The organism is Cupriavidus sp. WKF15 (genome assembly GCF_029278605.1).
Taxonomy (GTDB): domain Bacteria; phylum Pseudomonadota; class Gammaproteobacteria; order Burkholderiales; family Burkholderiaceae; genus Cupriavidus.
Map to the genome: position 1 here is coordinate 2,273,724 of NZ_CP119573.1, position 16,144 is coordinate 2,289,867.

Below are 16,144 nucleotides of genomic sequence, written 5' to 3' on the forward strand. Positions count from 1 at the left end.
GCTTTTGCCCAGTTCATCAAGAGCAAGCCATGCACCACGATCCGCAGACCTCCACCTCGGACCGCACCAGCGTATCGGACGACGCCCGTGTCGACGACATCATCCCGTTGCCGCCGCCCGAACACCTGATCCGGTTCTTTCCCATTAGCGGTACGCCGGTCGAATCGCTCGTCACAACGACGCGTCAGCGCATTTCCCGCATCCTGCATGGCCAGGATGACCGCTTGCTCGTCATCATGGGGCCGTGCTCCATCCACGACCCGCATGCTGCGATCGACTACGCGCAGCGGCTCATGGCGCAGCGCGTACGGCATGCCGCGACGCTGGAAATCGTGATGCGCGTGTACTTTGAAAAGCCCCGTACCACCGTGGGCTGGAAAGGCCTGATCAACGACCCGTACCTCGACGAAAGCTACCGCATTGACGAGGGGCTGCGGATGGCACGCCACCTGCTGCTCGAGATCAATCGCCTCGGGCTGCCGGCCGCCGGCGAGTTCCTGGACGTCATCTCGCCCCAATACATCGGTGACCTGATCAGCTGGGGCGCCATCGGCGCGCGCACCACGGAAAGCCAGATCCACCGGGAACTGGCATCGGGCACGTCGGCGCCGATCGGCTTCAAGAATGGCACCGACGGCAATATCAAGATCGCCATCGACGCGATCCAGGCGGGCTCGCGCCCGCACCACTTTCTTGGCGTGCACAAGAACGGGCAGGTCGCGACGGTACACACCCGCGGCAATCCGGACTGCCACGTCATCCTTCGCGGCGGCAAAGCCCCGAACTATGACGCCGATTCCGTGGCCGCCGCCTGCAAGGAGCTGGAAGCGGCCGGGCTGGGCCGGCGCCTCATGGTCGACTGCAGCCACGCCAACAGCAGCAAGCAACACCAGCGCCAGGTCGATGTCGCGCGCGACGTGGCACAACAGGTCAGCGGCGGCAGCCGGTCGATCTTTGGCGTGATGGTCGAGAGCCACCTGATCGCCGGCGCCCAGAAGTTCACGCCGGGCCAGCACAGCCCGGCGGAACTGACCTACGGCCAGAGCATCACCGATGCCTGTATCGGGTGGGAAGACTCGGTCGCGGTGCTCGACATGCTGGCCGACGCGGTCACGGCACGACAGCGCAAGACTGCCGTTTGACCCATCCTGGTGTCCCGCTGCCCGCGTGGACGGAGTGCATCGGCCTAATTGACCGATACTGCACCGCACCGTCGAGTTAAACTTCTTCCTGTTCCCGGACCGGCATCTGAAATGCGGCATTTTCGCCACTTTCACACCTGAACCCGGGACTATCTTGCACGCATTGCATCGGCAATCCGGAATCCCTATCCGAAGACGAAGAGACACAGAAACATGAGCGCTGACAACCAATTGCAGTTCACCGTGGAACGTCACCCCAACCCCACGCCGGCCGACAAGATCGCGGCCGCGCTGGTCGACCCCGCCTTCGGACGTGTCTTCACCGACCACATGGTCACGATCCGCTGGACCGAAGGGCGCGGCTGGCATGACGCCAAGGTGGAAGCGCGCCGCCCGTTCCAGATCGACCCGGCCTGCGCCGTCCTGCACTATGCGCAGGAGATCTTCGAAGGCATGAAGGCCTACCGCGGCGCCGATGGCAAGATCTCGCTGTTCCGCCCGCAGGAAAACGCCAAGCGTTTTCGCGCCTCCGCTGCCCGCATGTCGATGGCCGACTTGCCGGAAGCCGATTTCCTGCGCGCGGTCGAGGCGCTCGTGGACATCGACCGCGACTGGATCCCGGGTGGCGACGGCAGCCTGTACCTGCGCCCGTTCATGTTTGCCACGGAAAACTTCCTCGGCGTGCGCGCCGCGGCCGAGTATGTGTTCTGTGTCATCGCCTGCCCGGTCGGCCCGTACTTCAAGGGCGGCAAGTCGGCGGTCGCGGTGTGGGTGTCGGACCAGTACACGCGCGCGGCGCCGGGCGGCACGGGTGCGGCAAAGTGCGGCGGCAACTATGCGGCCAGCCTGATCGCGCAGACCGAGGCCTCGCAGAAGGGCTGCGACCAGGTGGTCTTCCTTGACGCCGCGGAACACCGCTGGATCGAGGAACTCGGCGGCATGAACGTGTTCTTTGTCATGGACGACGGCTCGCTGCTGACGCCCCCGCTGTCCGGCACGATCCTGCCGGGCATCACGCGCGCATCGATCATCGAACTGGCCCGCCGCGAAGGCCTCAAGGTTTCTGAAACGCCATACGCGTTCGAAGCATGGCAGGCGGACGCCGCGAGCGGCCGCGTCAAGGAAACCTTCGCCTGCGGCACCGCCGCCGTGGTGACCGCGATTGGCACCGTGCGCCATGCCGGCGGCGAATTCACGATCGGCAACGGCGGCGAGGGCGAAGTCACGCGCCGCATTCGCTCGCTGCTGACCGGCATCCAGCGCGGCAAGGAGCCGGACACCTTCGGCTGGGTCCACCACATCGCCTGACGCCCACGCCCTGCCCCGGGGCGGACGGGTGACCGATGACCGGTCTCCGGGTCAGGGCCGGCCCAGCAAGCCTGGGCCAATCTGATACGGTCTTTTTCACGTCCATTGCTTCTGTTCTCCTGCCCGCCGCACGCTTAGCATCGAAACGTGCGGCGAAGGCCCAGAGCTGGCGCCAGCCTGCTGCGACGTTATGTCGCCGCAGCATCTGAGCCCTTGCCGGCACGTGGCGGCGCGTGCGGCGTACACTACGCTTACCGCACGCGCCAACGGCCCGAGCCCCTGGCGCGCCTGCCTGCGAACCCGTCGCGCTTACCAGCGTGGCGAAGCAGCTACGGCGTGCGAAGGGCCAGCGCCACGGAGAACAAGACATGTTTGGCTTCACCGCGCTAGAACTCGCCCGTATCCAGTTCGGCTTTACCGTTTCCTTCCATATCATCTTTCCCGCCATCACCATCGGGCTGGCCGCGTATCTCGCGGTGCTCGAGGGTTGCTGGCTGCGCACGCAGCGGCCGGTCTACCGGGACCTGTACCACTTCTGGTCGAAGATCTTTGCGGTCAATTTCGGCATGGGCGTGGTGTCGGGGCTGGTCATGGCGTACCAGTTCGGCACCAACTGGAGCTTCTTCTCGGAATTCGCGGGCAGCATCACCGGCCCCTTGCTGACCTATGAGGTACTGACGGCCTTCTTTCTCGAGGCAGGCTTTCTCGGTGTGATGCTGTTCGGCTGGAATCGCGTCGGGCCGGGACTGCATTTCTTCGCGACCGTCATGGTGGCGCTCGGCACGCTGATTTCGGCGACCTGGATCCTGGCCTCCAACAGCTGGATGCAGACCCCGCAAGGCTACGAGATCATCAATGGCCGCGTCGTGCCGACCGACTGGTTCCAGGTCATCTTCAACCCGTCGTTCCCCTACCGCCTGGTGCATATGAGCGTGGCGGCCTTCCTGGCCACGGCCTTGTTCGTCGGCGCATCAGCGGCCTGGCACCTGCTGCGCGGCCGCGACAATCCGGCCATCCGCAAGATGCTGTCGATGGCGATGTGGATGCTGCTGATCGTGGCGCCGATCCAGGCCGTGATCGGCGACATGCATGGCCTGAACACACTGGAGCACCAGCCTGCCAAGATCGCCGCGATGGAAGGCCACTGGGAAAACCACGGCGAGCAGGGCTTCCCGCTGCTGCTGTTCGGCTGGCCCGACATGGAACGCGAGGAAACCCGCTTTGCCGTGGGCATTCCGCGCCTGGGCAGCCTGATCCTCACGCACAGCCTCGATGGCCAGATCCGGGGCCTGAAGGAATTCGCGCCGCAGGACCGGCCCAACTCGGCCATCCTGTTCTGGTCATTCCGCGTGATGGTCGGGCTCGGCATGCTGATGATCCTGCTGGGCCTGTGGAGCCTGTGGCTCAGGCGCGGCAAGCGGCTGTTCCAGTCGAGGCCGTTCCTGCGCATGGCGCTGTGGATGGGACCGACAGGACTGGTCGCGCTCCTGGCCGGCTGGTACACCACCGAGATCGGGCGCCAGCCCTGGGTCGTCTACGGGCTGCAGCGCACCGCCGACGCGGTCACGCCGCACCACGTGCCCGAACTCGCACTGACGTTGGGCCTGTTCGTCGTGGCCTACTTCTTCGTGTTCGGCGTGGGCATTGCCTACATGCTGCGGCTGGTGCGCAAGGGCCCGGTGATCGACGAAGGCAAGCATGAGCCCCAGGGCGGCCCCGGCCGCGGACATACTCCCGCACGCCCGCTTTCCGCCATTGAGGATGATGATGTGATGGCGCCCAACCAACCCGCTCGCAGCAGGAGCTGACACCATGGGCATCGACCTTTCCCTCCTCTGGATCCTCATCATTTTCTTCGGCGTGATGATGTACGTCGTCATGGACGGCTTCGACCTGGGCATCGGCATGCTGTTTCCGTTCGTGCCCGACCGCCATGACCGGGACGTGATGATGAACACCGTGGCCCCGGTCTGGGACGGCAACGAGACCTGGCTGGTGCTCGGCGGCGCGGGGCTGCTGGCGGCGTTCCCGCTCGCCTATTCGGTGGTGCTGAGCGCGCTCTACCTGCCGCTCATGCTGATGCTGCTGGGGCTGATCTTCCGCGGCGTGGCCTTCGAGTTCCGCTTCAAGGCCAATGACCGCGAGCGCCCGGTGTGGGATGCCGCCTTCATCGGCGGCTCGCTCACGGCATCGTTCTTCCAGGGCGTGGCGCTGGGCGCGTATATCGACGGCATCCGCATGGAAGGCCACCGTTTTGCCGGCGGGCCGCTGGACTGGCTGGCGCCCTTCCCGCTGTTCTGCGGCGTGGGCGTGGTCGTGGCCTACACGGTGCTCGGCAGCACCTGGCTGATCATGAAGACCGAAGGCGGCCTGCAACAGCGCATGGTGCGGCTGACCGGCACGCTGGGCTGGGTGCTGCTGGCCGTGATCGCGGCCATCAGCGTGTGGACCCCGCTCACGCACCCGGAGATTGCCGAGCGCTGGTTCCGCCTGCCGAACCTGGTGTGGTTCTCGCCGGTGCCGCTGCTGGTGGTGCTGTGCGTGCTCGGGCTGATGCGTTCGCTGCGGCAGTCGCCCAATATGGCTCCGTTCCTGTACGCGCTGGCCCTGGTGTTCCTGGGCTATACGGGGCTGGCCATCAGCGTCTGGCCCAATATCATCCCGCCCGGCATCTCGATCTGGGATGCCGCCGCGCCGCCGCAGAGCCAGGGCTTCGCGCTGGTGGGCGCGCTCTTCATCATCCCGTTCATCCTGATGTACACGGTCTGGGCCTACTACGTGTTCCGCGGCAAGGTCCGCCACGGCGAGGGGTACCACTGATGCGCTCCCAAACAGGCGGCGCTCGCCTGTGGCTCAGGCGCGTTGGCTGGCTCCTGCTGATCTGGGCGGCCAGCGTTGCGCCACTGGGCGTAGCAGCCTGGCTGCTGCGGCTGCTGATGGCTGGCGCCGGCTTCCACCGCTGATCTGCACGGCATGCTCCGGCGCCCGCCGGACCTTGCCACTTCCTTCCCCATACCGATACCGATCCTGACGGCCGCGCGGCACTGCCCGCGCGGCCTTGTCACGCCTGCATTGTCTGCAATGTCCGCAAGATTCCGAATACCGGAATCAGGATTCTTTGCCCCTCTGTCACCCCGGTGACAACCGCCCCTCTTACTCTGCGAGCGCATTGCCGGGTGCCCAGCCCGCCAGGCAATGCCAGGCGCGCAGCCGCGCAGACCGAACACCCCTATTCCCTGAAGAGAGCTCGATCATGACAAACCCACTCAGCATCCTGGCGCGCTCGCGCTGGATAGGCGCCGTCCTGCTGTGCACGGCACTGACCGCCTGCGGCGGCGACGGCGCGGACAACGGTGGACAGGGGACCCTCACCCCCAGCAGTGCGGGGCAAAACGCGAATCAGGGCGGTGGCGACCAGCCCAACCAGCCGCCTGCCGCCAAGCCGGTCATGCGCTGCGCGCCCTGAACGGCGCCGGCCCGGTTCCCAGACACATACGCCGCCCACCACCAACCTATCCGGCTACCGAACCCCATGAACTCCAACAGCAGACGCAATTTCCTCAAGCTCGCCGGCACCGGCGCCGCCGCCACCGCCGCGCTGGCCGCCTTTCCGCCCGCGATCCGGCGAGCGCTCGCCATCCCGGCGAACAATGCCACCCGCTCCATCCGCGACGTGGAGCACGTGGTGATCCTGATGCAGGAAAACCGTTCGTTTGACAACTATTTCGGTACGCTCAGGGGCGTACGCGGATTTGGCGACAGGTTCCCGATCCCGCTCGCGGGCGGGCTCAATGCGTTCCAGCAGACGTATATCAGCAATGGCGCCAGCCGCATGGTGTTGCCCTACCACCTGGACAGCACTGCCGGCAATGCGCAGCGCGTCAGCGGCACGCCGCACAGCTACCCCGACGCCCAGAACGCCTGGGACCTGGGCCGGATGAACAGGTGGCCCACCTACAAGAAGACGCAGTCGATGGGCTACTACACCGAAGCCGAGGCCGATTTCCAGTTCGCGCTGGCCAATGCCTTCACGATCTGCGACGCCTACCACTGCTCCTTCCATGGCGGCACCAATACCAACCGGCTGTTCCACTGGACCGGCACCAACGATCCGACCGGAGCGATGGGCGGCCCCGTCATCGACAATAGCGGCGACTCGCTCGACGCCACCACAGTCAGCTACCGCTGGACCACCTACCCGGAACGCCTGCAAGCCGCCGGCGTGAGCTGGAAGGTCTACCAGAACCTGCCGGACAACTTCACCGACAATCCGCTGGCCGGCTTCAAGCAGTACCGCGACGCCAACGCCGCCCGCGGCAACCAGCCGAACGGCAGCCCGTACCCGCCGTACAGCCCCGCCGACGAGGCCGTCAGCCCGCTGCTCAAGGGCATTGGCAATACCATGCCCGACGGCGGATTCCTGCAGGCGCTGAAGGACGATATTGCGGCGGGCACGCTGCCGCAGGTGTCATGGATCGTGGCCCCCGCGACCTACTCGGAGCACCCCGGGCCGTCCAGCCCGGTGCAGGGTGCCTGGTACACGCAGGAAGTCCTGAACGCGCTGACCGACAATCCGCATGTGTGGAGCAAGACCGTGCTGCTGGTCAATTTCGACGAGAACGACGGCTTCTTCGACCACGTGCCGCCTCCCTGTGCGCCGGCGTACGAGAACGGGGTACTGGCTGGCGCCTCCACCGTGTCGACGGCCGGCGAATATCACACCGACCAGAAGCCGTACGGTCCCGGCCCGCGCGTGCCGATGTATGTGCTCTCGCCGTGGAGCCGCGGTGGCTGGGTCAACTCGCAGGTGTTCGACCATACTTCGGTGCTGCGCTTCCTGGAGGCCCGCTTTGGCGTGCAGGAGCCCAATATCAGCGCCTATCGCCGCGCGGTGGCCGGCGACCTGACCTCCGCCTTCAACTTTCTCAATCCCAACTCCGGCGCGGTACCTTCCCTGCCCAACCGCGACAAGATCAGCGCCGACGCCATCCGTACCGCGCAGGGTGCCCTGCCCCAGGTGCCGTTGCCGTCGGCGGACAGCCAGCAGATGCCGGCCCAGCAGACAGGCGTACGGCCCTCGCGCGCCCTGCCCTACGAGCTGCATGTCAGCGCCCGCGAAGACGCCGCCGCGCGCAAGCTGTGGCTGCTTTTCAGCAATACCGGCACGCAGGCCGCCGTGTTCCATGTTTACGACCGCCTGCACCTGGACCGCGTCCCGCGCCGCTATATGGTGGAGGCAGGCAAGGACCTGAACGGCAGCTGGGACACATTCGCCGCCGACAGCGGCAAGTATGACCTGTGGGTGCTCGGTCCCAACGGATTCCACCGCGCGTTCAGCGGCGACGTCAGTGCCGTGGCGGCCGCCGGTGCCAGCGCGCCGGAGATCCGGGTGTGTTACGACATTGCCAACGCGGCCGTGTACCTGACCATGATCAACACCGGCAGCGCCCCTTGCACCTTTACGGTCCGGCCCAATGCCTATCGTACCGACGGGCCCTGGTCCTACGAGATTCCCGCCGGCAAGCAGTTGGAACAGCACTGGCCGGTGGGCAGGCAGGGCAACTGGTACGACTTCAGCGTGACCACGGCGCAAGGCGGCTTCACGCGCCGCTTCGCCGGGCGGATCGAGACCGGCCAAGACAGTGTGTCGGATCCCGCAATGGGCACGGGAGGCTGACGTCGCCGCGCCCGCGGGCCGGCGTGCCGCCCGATGACTCCCCTCTCCCATGACGGCAGAGGGGCCTGGAAGGGGAATCCGTGTTGGTATCGGGAAATGCCACGGGAAGGCCGTAGCCGTTCTGTCATCTTGGACCGCTAGACTGCGCGGTCGCAGCGCGTCTGCCGCCTTCCAGCCCCGTTTCCCGGAACCACCATGCTCGGCGACCTTCTCACGACCTTCTTCGAAGTGGCTCGCCAGTGCAGCATTACCACGGCCGCCAGGCAGCTCGGCGTCAGCCAGCCCACGGTCACGGCGCGCATCCGCCAGCTGGAGGATGCCTATGGCGTGGAGCTGTTCTATCGCCGCGCGAGCCGGATCGACCTGAGCGACGTCGGCGTCGCGCTGATGCCGGTGGTGGAGCAGTTGATGCAACAGGAAAGCAATGCCGACTATCTGCTGCGCAACGCAGGAAACCTGCGTTTCGGCAACCTGCGCATCGGCGCGACCGGGCCTTACTACATCCTGCGCAGCGTGGCCGCGTTCCGGCAACGCTATCCCGCGGTCGAGGTCAGCATCGAGATCGGCAACTCGCAGCAGATGATCGAAGCGCTGCTGGAGTACCGCATCGACGCCGCGGTCTCCTCGCACGCCGTGGAGGATGCCAGGCTGGCACGTACCCGCCTGGCTTCCGATCCGATGGTGCTTGTCGTTCACGCGGACCACCCCTTCGCACGCCTGCCCCATGTCGATATCGCCCGGCTCGCCGATTGCCACCTGCTCGTGCGCGAACATGGTTCGATGACGCGCCAGGCCACCGAGGCCGCACTGGCCGCCTGCGGCCATGAACTGCCGCGCCACATGGTCATCGGCAGCCGCGAGGCCATCTACGAAGCCATTCGCCAGAACCTTGGCGCCAGCGTCGTGCCCGCCGGCGAAGTGCCGCGCGACCCGGCACTGCGCATGGTGCCGTTCACGCAGCGTCCGCCCATCCTGCACGAGTACCTGTACTGCCTGGAAAGCCGGCGCCATACGCGTCTGGTAGGCGCCTTTCTCGAATGCGTGGAAGCGCAGGCGCCTGATCTGCAGGCACGGGTTGCCTGAACGATGCGAGGTGTGCGCTGCCCTGCCGCCACGTGGCCGCCATGCCGCCCAGCGCCTATATTGGTGCCATGAGCGAGCACGCCGCTTTTGCCGAATACGAACAGTTGCTGGGCCTCCTGGATGCCGGCAGCCGCGTGCTGGACGCGCGCACGGTCTGCGAAACCTCGGTGCGCGGCCATCGTTTCTCGGTCTACGCTGCCACGGTGGGCACCACCGCGCCCAATGCGCCGGCGATCGGCATTTTCGGAGGCATTCACGGCCTGGAGCGCATCGGCACGCAACTCGTGCTGGACTACCTGCGCTCGCTGCTGAGCCGGCTCGAGTGGGACGAGCTGTTGCACGAGGAGCTGCAGTCGGTGCGGCTGGTCTTCATGCCCATCGTCAATCCGGGCGGCATGTGGGCCACCACCCGCGCCAACCCGAATGGCGTGGACCTGATGCGCAACGCGCCGCAGGACGCCGACGCGCACGTGCCGTTCCTGGCGGGCGGCCAGCGTATCGGCGCCTGGCTGCCATGGTTCCGTGGCCGGGCCGGCCGCCCCATGGAGGCAGAAAGCCTGGCCTTGCTGAGTGTGGTCCAGGACGAACTGCTGTCGCGGCCGCTCAGCTTCGCGGTCGACTGCCACTCCGGCTACGGCTGGCGCGACAGCATCTGGTTTCCGTATGCGCGCACGCACAGTCCCATGCCGCACCTGCCCGAAATGTACCTGCTGAAGACCATGTTCGAGCAGGCGCACCCGCACCATGGCTACGCCTTCGAGCCACAGAGCCACCAGTATCTGCTGCACGGCGACCTGTGGGACTACGCGTATGACCTGACACCGCCCCACAACCTGTTCCTGCCGATGACGCTGGAGCTTGGCTCATGGCTGTGGATCAAGAAGAATCCGCGACAGCTGTTCTCGCGCGAGGGCATCTTCAACCCGATCAAGGCGCACCGCACCGCGCGGGTCCTGCGCCGCCATGTGAGCCTGTTCGATTTCCTGGGCCGCATCGCCTTTGCGCCGCAGCGCTGGTTGCCGACGGGCGAGCGCCGCGCACAGTTGCAGGAACAGGCGCTGGCTCACTGGCACCAGCGCCCGGGGCCATGACGGACTGGATCTTCCTGCGCGGCCTCACGCGTGAAAGCCGGCACTGGGGCACGCTGGCCCAGCGCTGGCAGGCGGCCGGCCTGGGCCGGCCGCTGGCCGTGGACCTGCCCGGCAATGGCAGTCTTTGTCATGAGAGATCACCCGCAAGCGTGCAGGGGCTCGTGGGTTCGGTGCGGGACAGTCTGCGACAAGCGGGAGGGCCGCGGCGCAGCCGCGTGCTGGCGATGTCGCTGGGCGCCATGGTGGCGGCGGAATGGGCACGCCAGTATCCCGACGAAGTGGCGGCGCTCGTGCTGGTCAATACCAGCATGCGCCCCTTCAGCACCACGACGCATCGACTGCGTGCCGCCAACTGGCCCGGCCTGCTGCACATGGCCGCCAGCTGGGCAGACCGGGATTATTGCGAGCGCACCATCCACCGGCTGACCTGCGCGCGGACGGATACCAGGGAGGCCGACATCCTGGCGTGGAAGCAGATCGCGGCAACCGCGCCGGTCAGCCGAAGCTCGGCACTGCGGCAATTGCTGGCGGCTGCCCGTTACCGCGCCGGGCGCCGGGCGCCCTGTGCGTCCATGCTGCTGATCGCCTCGGATGCCGACCGCCTGGTCGACCCGGTCTGTTCGGCACAACTCGCGCACAGGTGGAATATGCCGCTGCTGCGCCACCCATGGGCGGGCCACGACCTGCCCCACGATGATCCGGACTGGCTGTGCGAGATGGTCGCGCGCCGGCTCACGGTTGCGGCATGACCCCGGCCAGCACGGCCGCAGCGGCCTCGAGCCGCTCATGCGTGCCGAACAGCCGAGCGGCCATCAGCCCGTTGTGCAGCGCGCCGTAGACGACCTGGGCCAGTTGCGCGGGCGGCACCGGATACGGGGTGTCGCGCAGCGGCTGCGCCCGCTCGAACAGGCCGGCCAGCCATTGCTCGTGCATGCGGACGTACTCGCGCATGGTGGTACGCACCGGCTCGGATAGCGACAGCACATCGGCCGACAGCATTCCCACCAGGCAAGCCTGGTCGGTGCCGAAGCCCGTGCGGATCGGTTCCAGGTATTGCCGTGCCTGTTCCGCCGGGGGCAGGCTGGTATCGATCGCGCGGATGCGTTCGCAGGTGCGGGCGCTGTATTCGCGCACCGCTTCCAGCACCAGATCGTCCTTGGACGGGAAATAGTAGTGAATGCTCGAGGTCTTGACGCCAACCAGCTCGGCCAGGTCGCGATAGCTGAAGCCGTTGAACCCCTTGCGACGGATCAGCACCAGCGTGTGCTCGATCAGTTGTTCGCGTACGGATAGTGATTTCATGGCTTCAGACTCCCTGCAATCTCTGCCGGTCAGGCCGGCAGCGTTTGCGCGACCAGCGTGATGAGCGAACCGCTGAAGAGGCAGAGCCCCACCCATCCGACCAGTATCAGTGCGCTGTCACGCAGATTCATGATGTTCCCCTTGGGACCGGGCGCAGCACGGCCCGCTGTTGATGTCAGCTGGCCGGCCATTGCCGGCCGCTCTGATCAGGCGAGTGCGCCGTCGGTGTACGGGTCAAACTTGCCGACCTTGGCGCCGTCCGTGTACGGATCGACAGTGCGTGCCGGCGATGCCGAAACGCCACCGGTGTTCAGGCCGGCTACCGTGCGGGCGCCGTCGGTGTACGGGTCAAACTTGCCAACCTTGGCGCCGTCCGTGTACGGGTCCACGCTGCGTGCCGGCGATGCCGAAACGCCGCCCGTGTTCAGGCCGGCTACCGTGCGGGCGCCGTCGGTGTACGGGTCAAACTTGCCGACCTTGGCACCGTCCGTGTAGGGGTCGACGGTACGTGCGGGCGATGCCGAAACGCCGCCCGTGTTCAGGCCGGCTATCGTGCGGGCGCCGTCGGTGTACGGATCAGTCTTGCCAACGCGGGCGCCGTCGGTGTACGGGTCGTACTTGCCGATCTTCGCGCCGTCGGTGAACGGATCGGTTTTGCCGACGCGGTAGTTGTAGCCATACGTGTCACCGGCGGAACGGCTGCCCTGCGGCGCGGCGGCCTGGGCGACGCCTGCGGCGAGCGCGGCGGCAAGGGTGACTGCAGTGATGACGGTCTTGGCGAACTTGGCTTGCATGATGGACTCCTTGGCTGGCGCCCCCCACAGGGGCGCCTGGGTTCGGTTCAATTTCAGGTCTTCTTTTGATCCCGCATCTACTAGTAGATAGATAACCGGGTTCAAAAAAAGACCGTCTTCACGGTATTGCGATGGTCCCGTTGCAGAACCGGCTTCTTGTCTTTGCCGGTGGAGCAGCGCGTCCATGGGTCAAATACTATCTACTACTAGGTAGATAGTCAAGCAAAAACATTTCTATCGCCTTGATAGCATTGCCTCACTCCACGGCAATTGCTTGATAAATAAAGAGATTCCCAGGATCACGGAGCGCTGGGCGGAGCCCGGATGCACCGCATGCGACGCAAAAGTAAAAGCCGCCATGCAGCATTCGCCACATGGCGGCTCCGCGCCACCGGGCGGGTTGGCGTCAACCCGCCACGGCAGCCATGAGGGTATCGGCAGCGGCTTCGACCCTGTCCGCCGTGCCAAACAGGCGTGCGGAAATCAGACCGCTCTGCAACGAGCCGAACACCACCTGCGCGAGGCGTGCAGGCGGCACCGGGAACGGTGTGGTGCGGTGGGGCTGGGCGCGTTCCAGCAAGCCGGTCAGCCACTTCTCGTTCATCAGGAAGAAGCTCTGCAGCAGCCCGTGGACCGACTCGGGCAGGCACAAGGTCTCGGCCGACAGCATGCCGCACAGGCAGATCTGGTCAGAACCACAGCTCGCGCGGAACGGCGCCAGGTAGATGGCGGCCTGCTCCGTCACGGGCAGTGTCGTATCGATCGACCGCAGGCGCTCGGACATCGTCGCGCTGTACGTCTTCACGGCCTCCAGGACGAGATCGTCCTTGGTCGGAAAGTAATAATGAATGCTCGACGTCTTGACCCCGACCAGTTCGGCCAGGTCCCGGTAGCTGAAGCCATTGAAGCCTCGCCGCCGAATCAGGACCAGTGTGTGCTCGAGCAGTTGCTCTCGGACGGTTTGCGTTTTCATGAGGCCAGTTTATCTACATGAAGATAGACGCTCAAGCCAGAATATCTGGAGGCGCGGGTAATCCCTTAGGGCCAATGCTCGTCGGAGACGGCGGCCCCAAATCTCTTGTCGGCGCCCCAACGGACGCAGCCCCGCAACAACGGGGCATGCGTGGATGTGGGATTCAGTCGGGCGGTTTAACCAGGCAGGACCTGCGCGGCGAAGGTGATCATCGAGCCACTCGTCACGCAGACCAGCAGCCATCCGCCAAGCAGAAGGATACTGTCACGCAAGTTCATGATGGACTCCATTGCGGTTAGCCAGATCCCGAACGGGCCTGGCTGCCGTGGCGAAAAGGTCGCCGGTCCTGTCGGGGCCGGCAGACGAATCAGGCGAGCGCGCCGTCGGTGTACGGATCGAACTTGCCGGCCTTGGCACCGTCCGTGTACGGGTCGATGCTGCGGGCCGGGGTTGCCGAGACACCACGCGTATCCAGGCCGGCTACCGTGCGGGCACCGTCGGTGTATGGGTCAAACTTGCCGACCTTGGCACCGTCCGTGTACGGGTCGATGCTGCGGGCCGGCGATGCCGAAACGCCACCGGTATTCAGGCCGGCTACCGTGCGGGCGCCGTCCGTGTAGGGGTCGACGGTGCGTGCGGGCGATGCCGAAACGCCGCCCGTGTTCAGGCCGGCTACCGTGCGGGCGCCGTCGGTGTACGGATCCGTCTTGCCAACGCGTGCGCCATCGGTGTACGGGTCGTACTTGCCGATCTTCGCGCCGTCGGTGAACGGATCAACCTTGCTGACCCGGAACGTGTAACCATACTTGTCACCGGCAACGCTGCTGTCACGCGGACCAGCCGCCTGGGCCAGGCCGCTGGCGAGCGCGGCGGCAAGAGTGGCAGCAGTGATCACGGTCTTGGCAAACTTGGCATTCATGATGGGCTCCTTGGCTGGCGACCTCCCGGAGGCGTCGCGATATTCGGTTCATTACGGGGTCTCTCTTTGTTCCCGCATCTACTAGTAGATAGATGGCTGATTTCAAAAAAAGACCGCCTTGCGGTATTGCAATGGCTCCGTTGCAGAACCGGCTTCTTTGTCTTTGCCGGTGGAGCAGCGCTTCCATGGACAGAATACTATCTACTACTAGGTAGATAGTCAAGGATAAAATTTCCTATCGTTCCGATAGTCGAGGCGCGACCGCCCAACTCTGGCTGGCCTCACACTTCTGGCTGGGCCAATTGCACGACAGCTGCTAGCCTTGACGGGCACCCGAGCCTCCAGACCTATGCTGAAAACTCCTGACTTCGCGATTCCGCGCTGGCTGGCCGGCACTGCCGGCCTTGCGCTGGTGGCCGGGCTGGCACGCCACATGCTGTTCCGCGCACTCGAACGCGAGGCTTTTGTCACGCCGTCCAGCATGCCGCCCGCATCCGACCTCCCCGAAGCGGCACTGCATCACAGTACATTCCGCAGCGGCAAGCGGCTGCTCCATGCCGCTCACGCGCCGGCGGCACAAACTACGGCGCCAGCGCTGATGGTGTGCCACGGCGACGACGAATGCCTGGCCGACTGGGCGCCCGTGCAAGCCCTGCTGTCGCAAGCAGGCATCAGTACGTTCGTGTTCGATTACAGCGGCTACGGCGCAAGCAGCGGACACCCGACCGTTCGACACCTGCGCGAAGACGCGCGGGCGGCCTATGCCAGCTTCCTCGCTGCAACGCCGGACGCCACACGGCGCTACGTGCTCGGGCACTCGCTCGGATCGGGTGTGCTGCTGGATGTCGCGCGCCGGCTTGCGCCAGCCCCGGACGGGATGATCATTGCCTCGGGCTTCAGTTCCGCACGCACCGCTGCGGTCCAGACTGGCCGTGTGCCGCCGCGGCTGGCGTGGTTGCTGCCGGATCCCTGGAACAACGCAGCGCGCATGCGCCGGCTGCAACTGCCGCTGATGCTCGTGCACAGCCGCGCCGATGAAGTCCTGCCGCTGGGCCATGTGGAGCGCCTTGCGCAGGCGGCTTCGAATCTTCAGGAACTGATGTTGTTTGACGACATGCCGCATGACGCAGCCATCTTGCCTGACTACATGAGTGCGTTCTGGACGCCCGTGATCGCATTCATGCTGGCTCCACGCGCAACAGCCGCACGGGAACCCGCGATCGCGTGAATCAGGACTTCGTGCCCGACATCGCATGGGTCCAGCCAGGGCCGCAATGCCGCAATACCACCATGCGCAAATGAGATGAAACGCGATGCTGCAACTTGCGACCGGAGAATCTAACCGAGTCTTTGCGGCGCGGCAATCATCCTTGTGGGCTAGGCGCTACGAATGCGCAGGTTGAGATTCTTTTACCGATTTCTTGTCTATATTGGTCCTCATGGCAAAAGCATCGATTCTTCGCTGTTGATCAGCACTGGAGGTAATGCCATGCGTTGGCTCGCAAACTTGTTCAGTCCGCCGACCCCGGAAAAGATTGCCGAAAGGGAACTGCAAGACATGAGGCTGACGTTGTTCCAGGCGGAACGGCGCCTGCTAGAGGCGCAAATGCAGGTCGCCTACTATCGCGACATGGTCGCGTTCCTCGAAGACGTGGCGACCAAGGGCGTCGAGGACGTGGTCGACAAGCGCCGCGCCGCTCCCGCGGCCATCGAAACCTTCTCGGCACCGCGTGTCGCGCCCGGACTGACCACCGTCCCGATCGTGCCCTCGGCCGCCTAGCGCTGCAGTACGCGGTTGCAAATTGACTGACCAGCGGCGGAGTCTCTCGAACTCCGCTGGTCATCTGTAGCGCCG

At 65.6% G+C, this 16,144-nt stretch carries 16 protein-coding genes; 12 read left to right on the forward strand and 4 right to left on the reverse strand.

Going from position 1 to position 16,144, the window contains the following annotated elements:
- Positions 1–29 precede the first annotated feature (29 nt).
- The 10 genes from CupriaWKF_RS27700 (at position 30) to CupriaWKF_RS27745 (ending at position 11,050) form a co-directional block, all read left to right on the forward strand.
- On the forward strand, positions 30–1,142 hold the full coding sequence (locus CupriaWKF_RS27700; RefSeq protein ID WP_276101626.1) for a 3-deoxy-7-phosphoheptulonate synthase: 1,113 nt from the start codon (positions 30–32) through the stop codon (positions 1,140–1,142).
- A gap of 213 nt (positions 1,143–1,355) precedes the next feature.
- Positions 1,356–2,450 (forward strand): branched-chain amino acid aminotransferase, encoded by a 1,095-nt coding sequence (locus CupriaWKF_RS27705; RefSeq protein WP_276101627.1) that lies wholly within the window; start codon positions 1,356–1,358, stop codon positions 2,448–2,450.
- Positions 2,451–2,818: 368 nt separating this feature from the next.
- The gene (locus CupriaWKF_RS27710; RefSeq protein ID WP_276101628.1) at positions 2,819–4,258 is read left to right on the forward strand and encodes a cytochrome ubiquinol oxidase subunit I; all 1,440 of its coding nucleotides are present in this window, start codon (positions 2,819–2,821) and stop codon (positions 4,256–4,258) included.
- A gap of 4 nt (positions 4,259–4,262) precedes the next feature.
- Positions 4,263–5,270, forward strand: a complete 1,008-nt coding sequence (gene cydB / locus CupriaWKF_RS27715) for a cytochrome d ubiquinol oxidase subunit II (RefSeq protein WP_276101629.1) — start codon at positions 4,263–4,265, stop codon at positions 5,268–5,270.
- Complete coding sequence (locus CupriaWKF_RS27720; RefSeq protein ID WP_276101630.1) at positions 5,270–5,413, forward strand: DUF2474 domain-containing protein; 144 nt, start codon at positions 5,270–5,272, stop codon at positions 5,411–5,413. The genes cydB and CupriaWKF_RS27720 overlap by 1 nt, the downstream gene beginning before the upstream one ends.
- A 290-nt stretch (positions 5,414–5,703) precedes the next feature.
- Positions 5,704–5,916 carry a hypothetical protein gene (locus CupriaWKF_RS27725; protein ID WP_276101631.1) on the forward strand — a complete coding sequence of 71 codons (213 nt, stop codon included), beginning with the start codon at positions 5,704–5,706 and terminating at the stop codon, positions 5,914–5,916.
- Positions 5,917–5,982: 66 nt separating this feature from the next.
- Positions 5,983–8,127, forward strand: coding sequence for a phospholipase C, phosphocholine-specific (locus CupriaWKF_RS27730; protein ID WP_276101632.1), 2,145 nt, complete (start codon positions 5,983–5,985; stop codon positions 8,125–8,127).
- Between the two features lie 195 nt (positions 8,128–8,322).
- Positions 8,323–9,210: a LysR substrate-binding domain-containing protein gene (locus CupriaWKF_RS27735; RefSeq protein WP_276101633.1), complete on the forward strand. Its 888-nt coding sequence runs from the start codon at positions 8,323–8,325 to the stop codon at positions 9,208–9,210.
- Between the two features lie 68 nt (positions 9,211–9,278).
- Positions 9,279–10,301, forward strand: a complete 1,023-nt coding sequence (locus CupriaWKF_RS27740; RefSeq protein WP_276103238.1) for a M14 family zinc carboxypeptidase — start codon at positions 9,279–9,281, stop codon at positions 10,299–10,301.
- Positions 10,298–11,050, forward strand: coding sequence for an alpha/beta hydrolase (locus CupriaWKF_RS27745; protein ID WP_276101634.1), 753 nt, complete (start codon positions 10,298–10,300; stop codon positions 11,048–11,050). The genes CupriaWKF_RS27740 and CupriaWKF_RS27745 overlap by 4 nt, the downstream gene beginning before the upstream one ends.
- Here CupriaWKF_RS27745 and CupriaWKF_RS27750 read toward each other — a convergent pair.
- The 4 genes from CupriaWKF_RS27750 to CupriaWKF_RS27765 form a co-directional block, all read right to left on the reverse strand.
- Positions 11,034–11,603, reverse strand: a complete 570-nt coding sequence (locus CupriaWKF_RS27750) for a TetR/AcrR family transcriptional regulator (protein WP_276101635.1) — start codon at positions 11,601–11,603, stop codon at positions 11,034–11,036. The genes CupriaWKF_RS27745 and CupriaWKF_RS27750 overlap by 17 nt on opposite strands.
- A gap of 206 nt (positions 11,604–11,809) precedes the next feature.
- On the reverse strand, positions 11,810–12,397 hold the full coding sequence (locus CupriaWKF_RS27755) for a copper resistance protein CopQ (protein WP_276101636.1): 588 nt from the start codon (positions 12,395–12,397) through the stop codon (positions 11,810–11,812).
- Between the two features lie 406 nt (positions 12,398–12,803).
- Positions 12,804–13,370 carry a TetR/AcrR family transcriptional regulator gene (locus CupriaWKF_RS27760; protein ID WP_276101637.1) on the reverse strand — a complete coding sequence of 189 codons (567 nt, stop codon included), beginning with the start codon at positions 13,368–13,370 and terminating at the stop codon, positions 12,804–12,806.
- Between the two features lie 367 nt (positions 13,371–13,737).
- A complete protein-coding gene (locus tag CupriaWKF_RS27765; RefSeq protein WP_276101638.1) occupies positions 13,738–14,289 on the reverse strand; it encodes a copper resistance protein CopQ in 552 nt (183 codons plus the stop codon).
- A 349-nt stretch (positions 14,290–14,638) separates the two neighbouring features.
- Between CupriaWKF_RS27765 and CupriaWKF_RS27770 the strand changes: the two genes are divergently transcribed.
- Positions 14,639–15,517, forward strand: coding sequence for an alpha/beta hydrolase (locus tag CupriaWKF_RS27770; RefSeq protein WP_276101639.1), 879 nt, complete (start codon positions 14,639–14,641; stop codon positions 15,515–15,517).
- A 261-nt stretch (positions 15,518–15,778) separates the two neighbouring features.
- Complete coding sequence (locus tag CupriaWKF_RS27775; RefSeq protein ID WP_276101640.1) at positions 15,779–16,069, forward strand: hypothetical protein; 291 nt, start codon at positions 15,779–15,781, stop codon at positions 16,067–16,069.
- Positions 16,070–16,144: the final 75 nt, after the last annotated feature.

What these genes read in the sequence shown, in the direction of transcription:
- CupriaWKF_RS27735 (WP_276101633.1), top strand. Translation starts at nt 8,323, where the DNA reads ATGCTCGGCGACCTTCTCACGACCTTCTTCGAAGTGGCTCGCCAGTGC.
- CupriaWKF_RS27725 (WP_276101631.1), top strand. Translation starts at nt 5,704, where the DNA reads ATGACAAACCCACTCAGCATCCTGGCGCGCTCGCGCTGGATAGGCGCC.
- CupriaWKF_RS27700 (WP_276101626.1), top strand. Translation starts at nt 30, where the DNA reads ATGCACCACGATCCGCAGACCTCCACCTCGGACCGCACCAGCGTATCG.
- CupriaWKF_RS27745 (WP_276101634.1), top strand. Translation starts at nt 10,298, where the DNA reads ATGACGGACTGGATCTTCCTGCGCGGCCTCACGCGTGAAAGCCGGCAC.
- CupriaWKF_RS27705 (WP_276101627.1), top strand. Translation starts at nt 1,356, where the DNA reads ATGAGCGCTGACAACCAATTGCAGTTCACCGTGGAACGTCACCCCAAC.
- cydB (WP_276101629.1), top strand. Translation starts at nt 4,263, where the DNA reads ATGGGCATCGACCTTTCCCTCCTCTGGATCCTCATCATTTTCTTCGGC.
- CupriaWKF_RS27750 (WP_276101635.1), bottom strand. Translation starts at nt 11,603, where the DNA reads ATGAAATCACTATCCGTACGCGAACAACTGATCGAGCACACGCTGGTG.
- CupriaWKF_RS27770 (WP_276101639.1), top strand. Translation starts at nt 14,639, where the DNA reads ATGCTGAAAACTCCTGACTTCGCGATTCCGCGCTGGCTGGCCGGCACT.
- CupriaWKF_RS27740 (WP_276103238.1), top strand. Translation starts at nt 9,279, where the DNA reads ATGAGCGAGCACGCCGCTTTTGCCGAATACGAACAGTTGCTGGGCCTC.
- CupriaWKF_RS27775 (WP_276101640.1), top strand. Translation starts at nt 15,779, where the DNA reads ATGCGTTGGCTCGCAAACTTGTTCAGTCCGCCGACCCCGGAAAAGATT.
- CupriaWKF_RS27755 (WP_276101636.1), bottom strand. Translation starts at nt 12,397, where the DNA reads ATGCAAGCCAAGTTCGCCAAGACCGTCATCACTGCAGTCACCCTTGCC.
- CupriaWKF_RS27730 (WP_276101632.1), top strand. Translation starts at nt 5,983, where the DNA reads ATGAACTCCAACAGCAGACGCAATTTCCTCAAGCTCGCCGGCACCGGC.
- CupriaWKF_RS27760 (WP_276101637.1), bottom strand. Translation starts at nt 13,370, where the DNA reads ATGAAAACGCAAACCGTCCGAGAGCAACTGCTCGAGCACACACTGGTC.
- CupriaWKF_RS27710 (WP_276101628.1), top strand. Translation starts at nt 2,819, where the DNA reads ATGTTTGGCTTCACCGCGCTAGAACTCGCCCGTATCCAGTTCGGCTTT.
- CupriaWKF_RS27720 (WP_276101630.1), top strand. Translation starts at nt 5,270, where the DNA reads ATGCGCTCCCAAACAGGCGGCGCTCGCCTGTGGCTCAGGCGCGTTGGC.
- CupriaWKF_RS27765 (WP_276101638.1), bottom strand. Translation starts at nt 14,289, where the DNA reads ATGAATGCCAAGTTTGCCAAGACCGTGATCACTGCTGCCACTCTTGCC.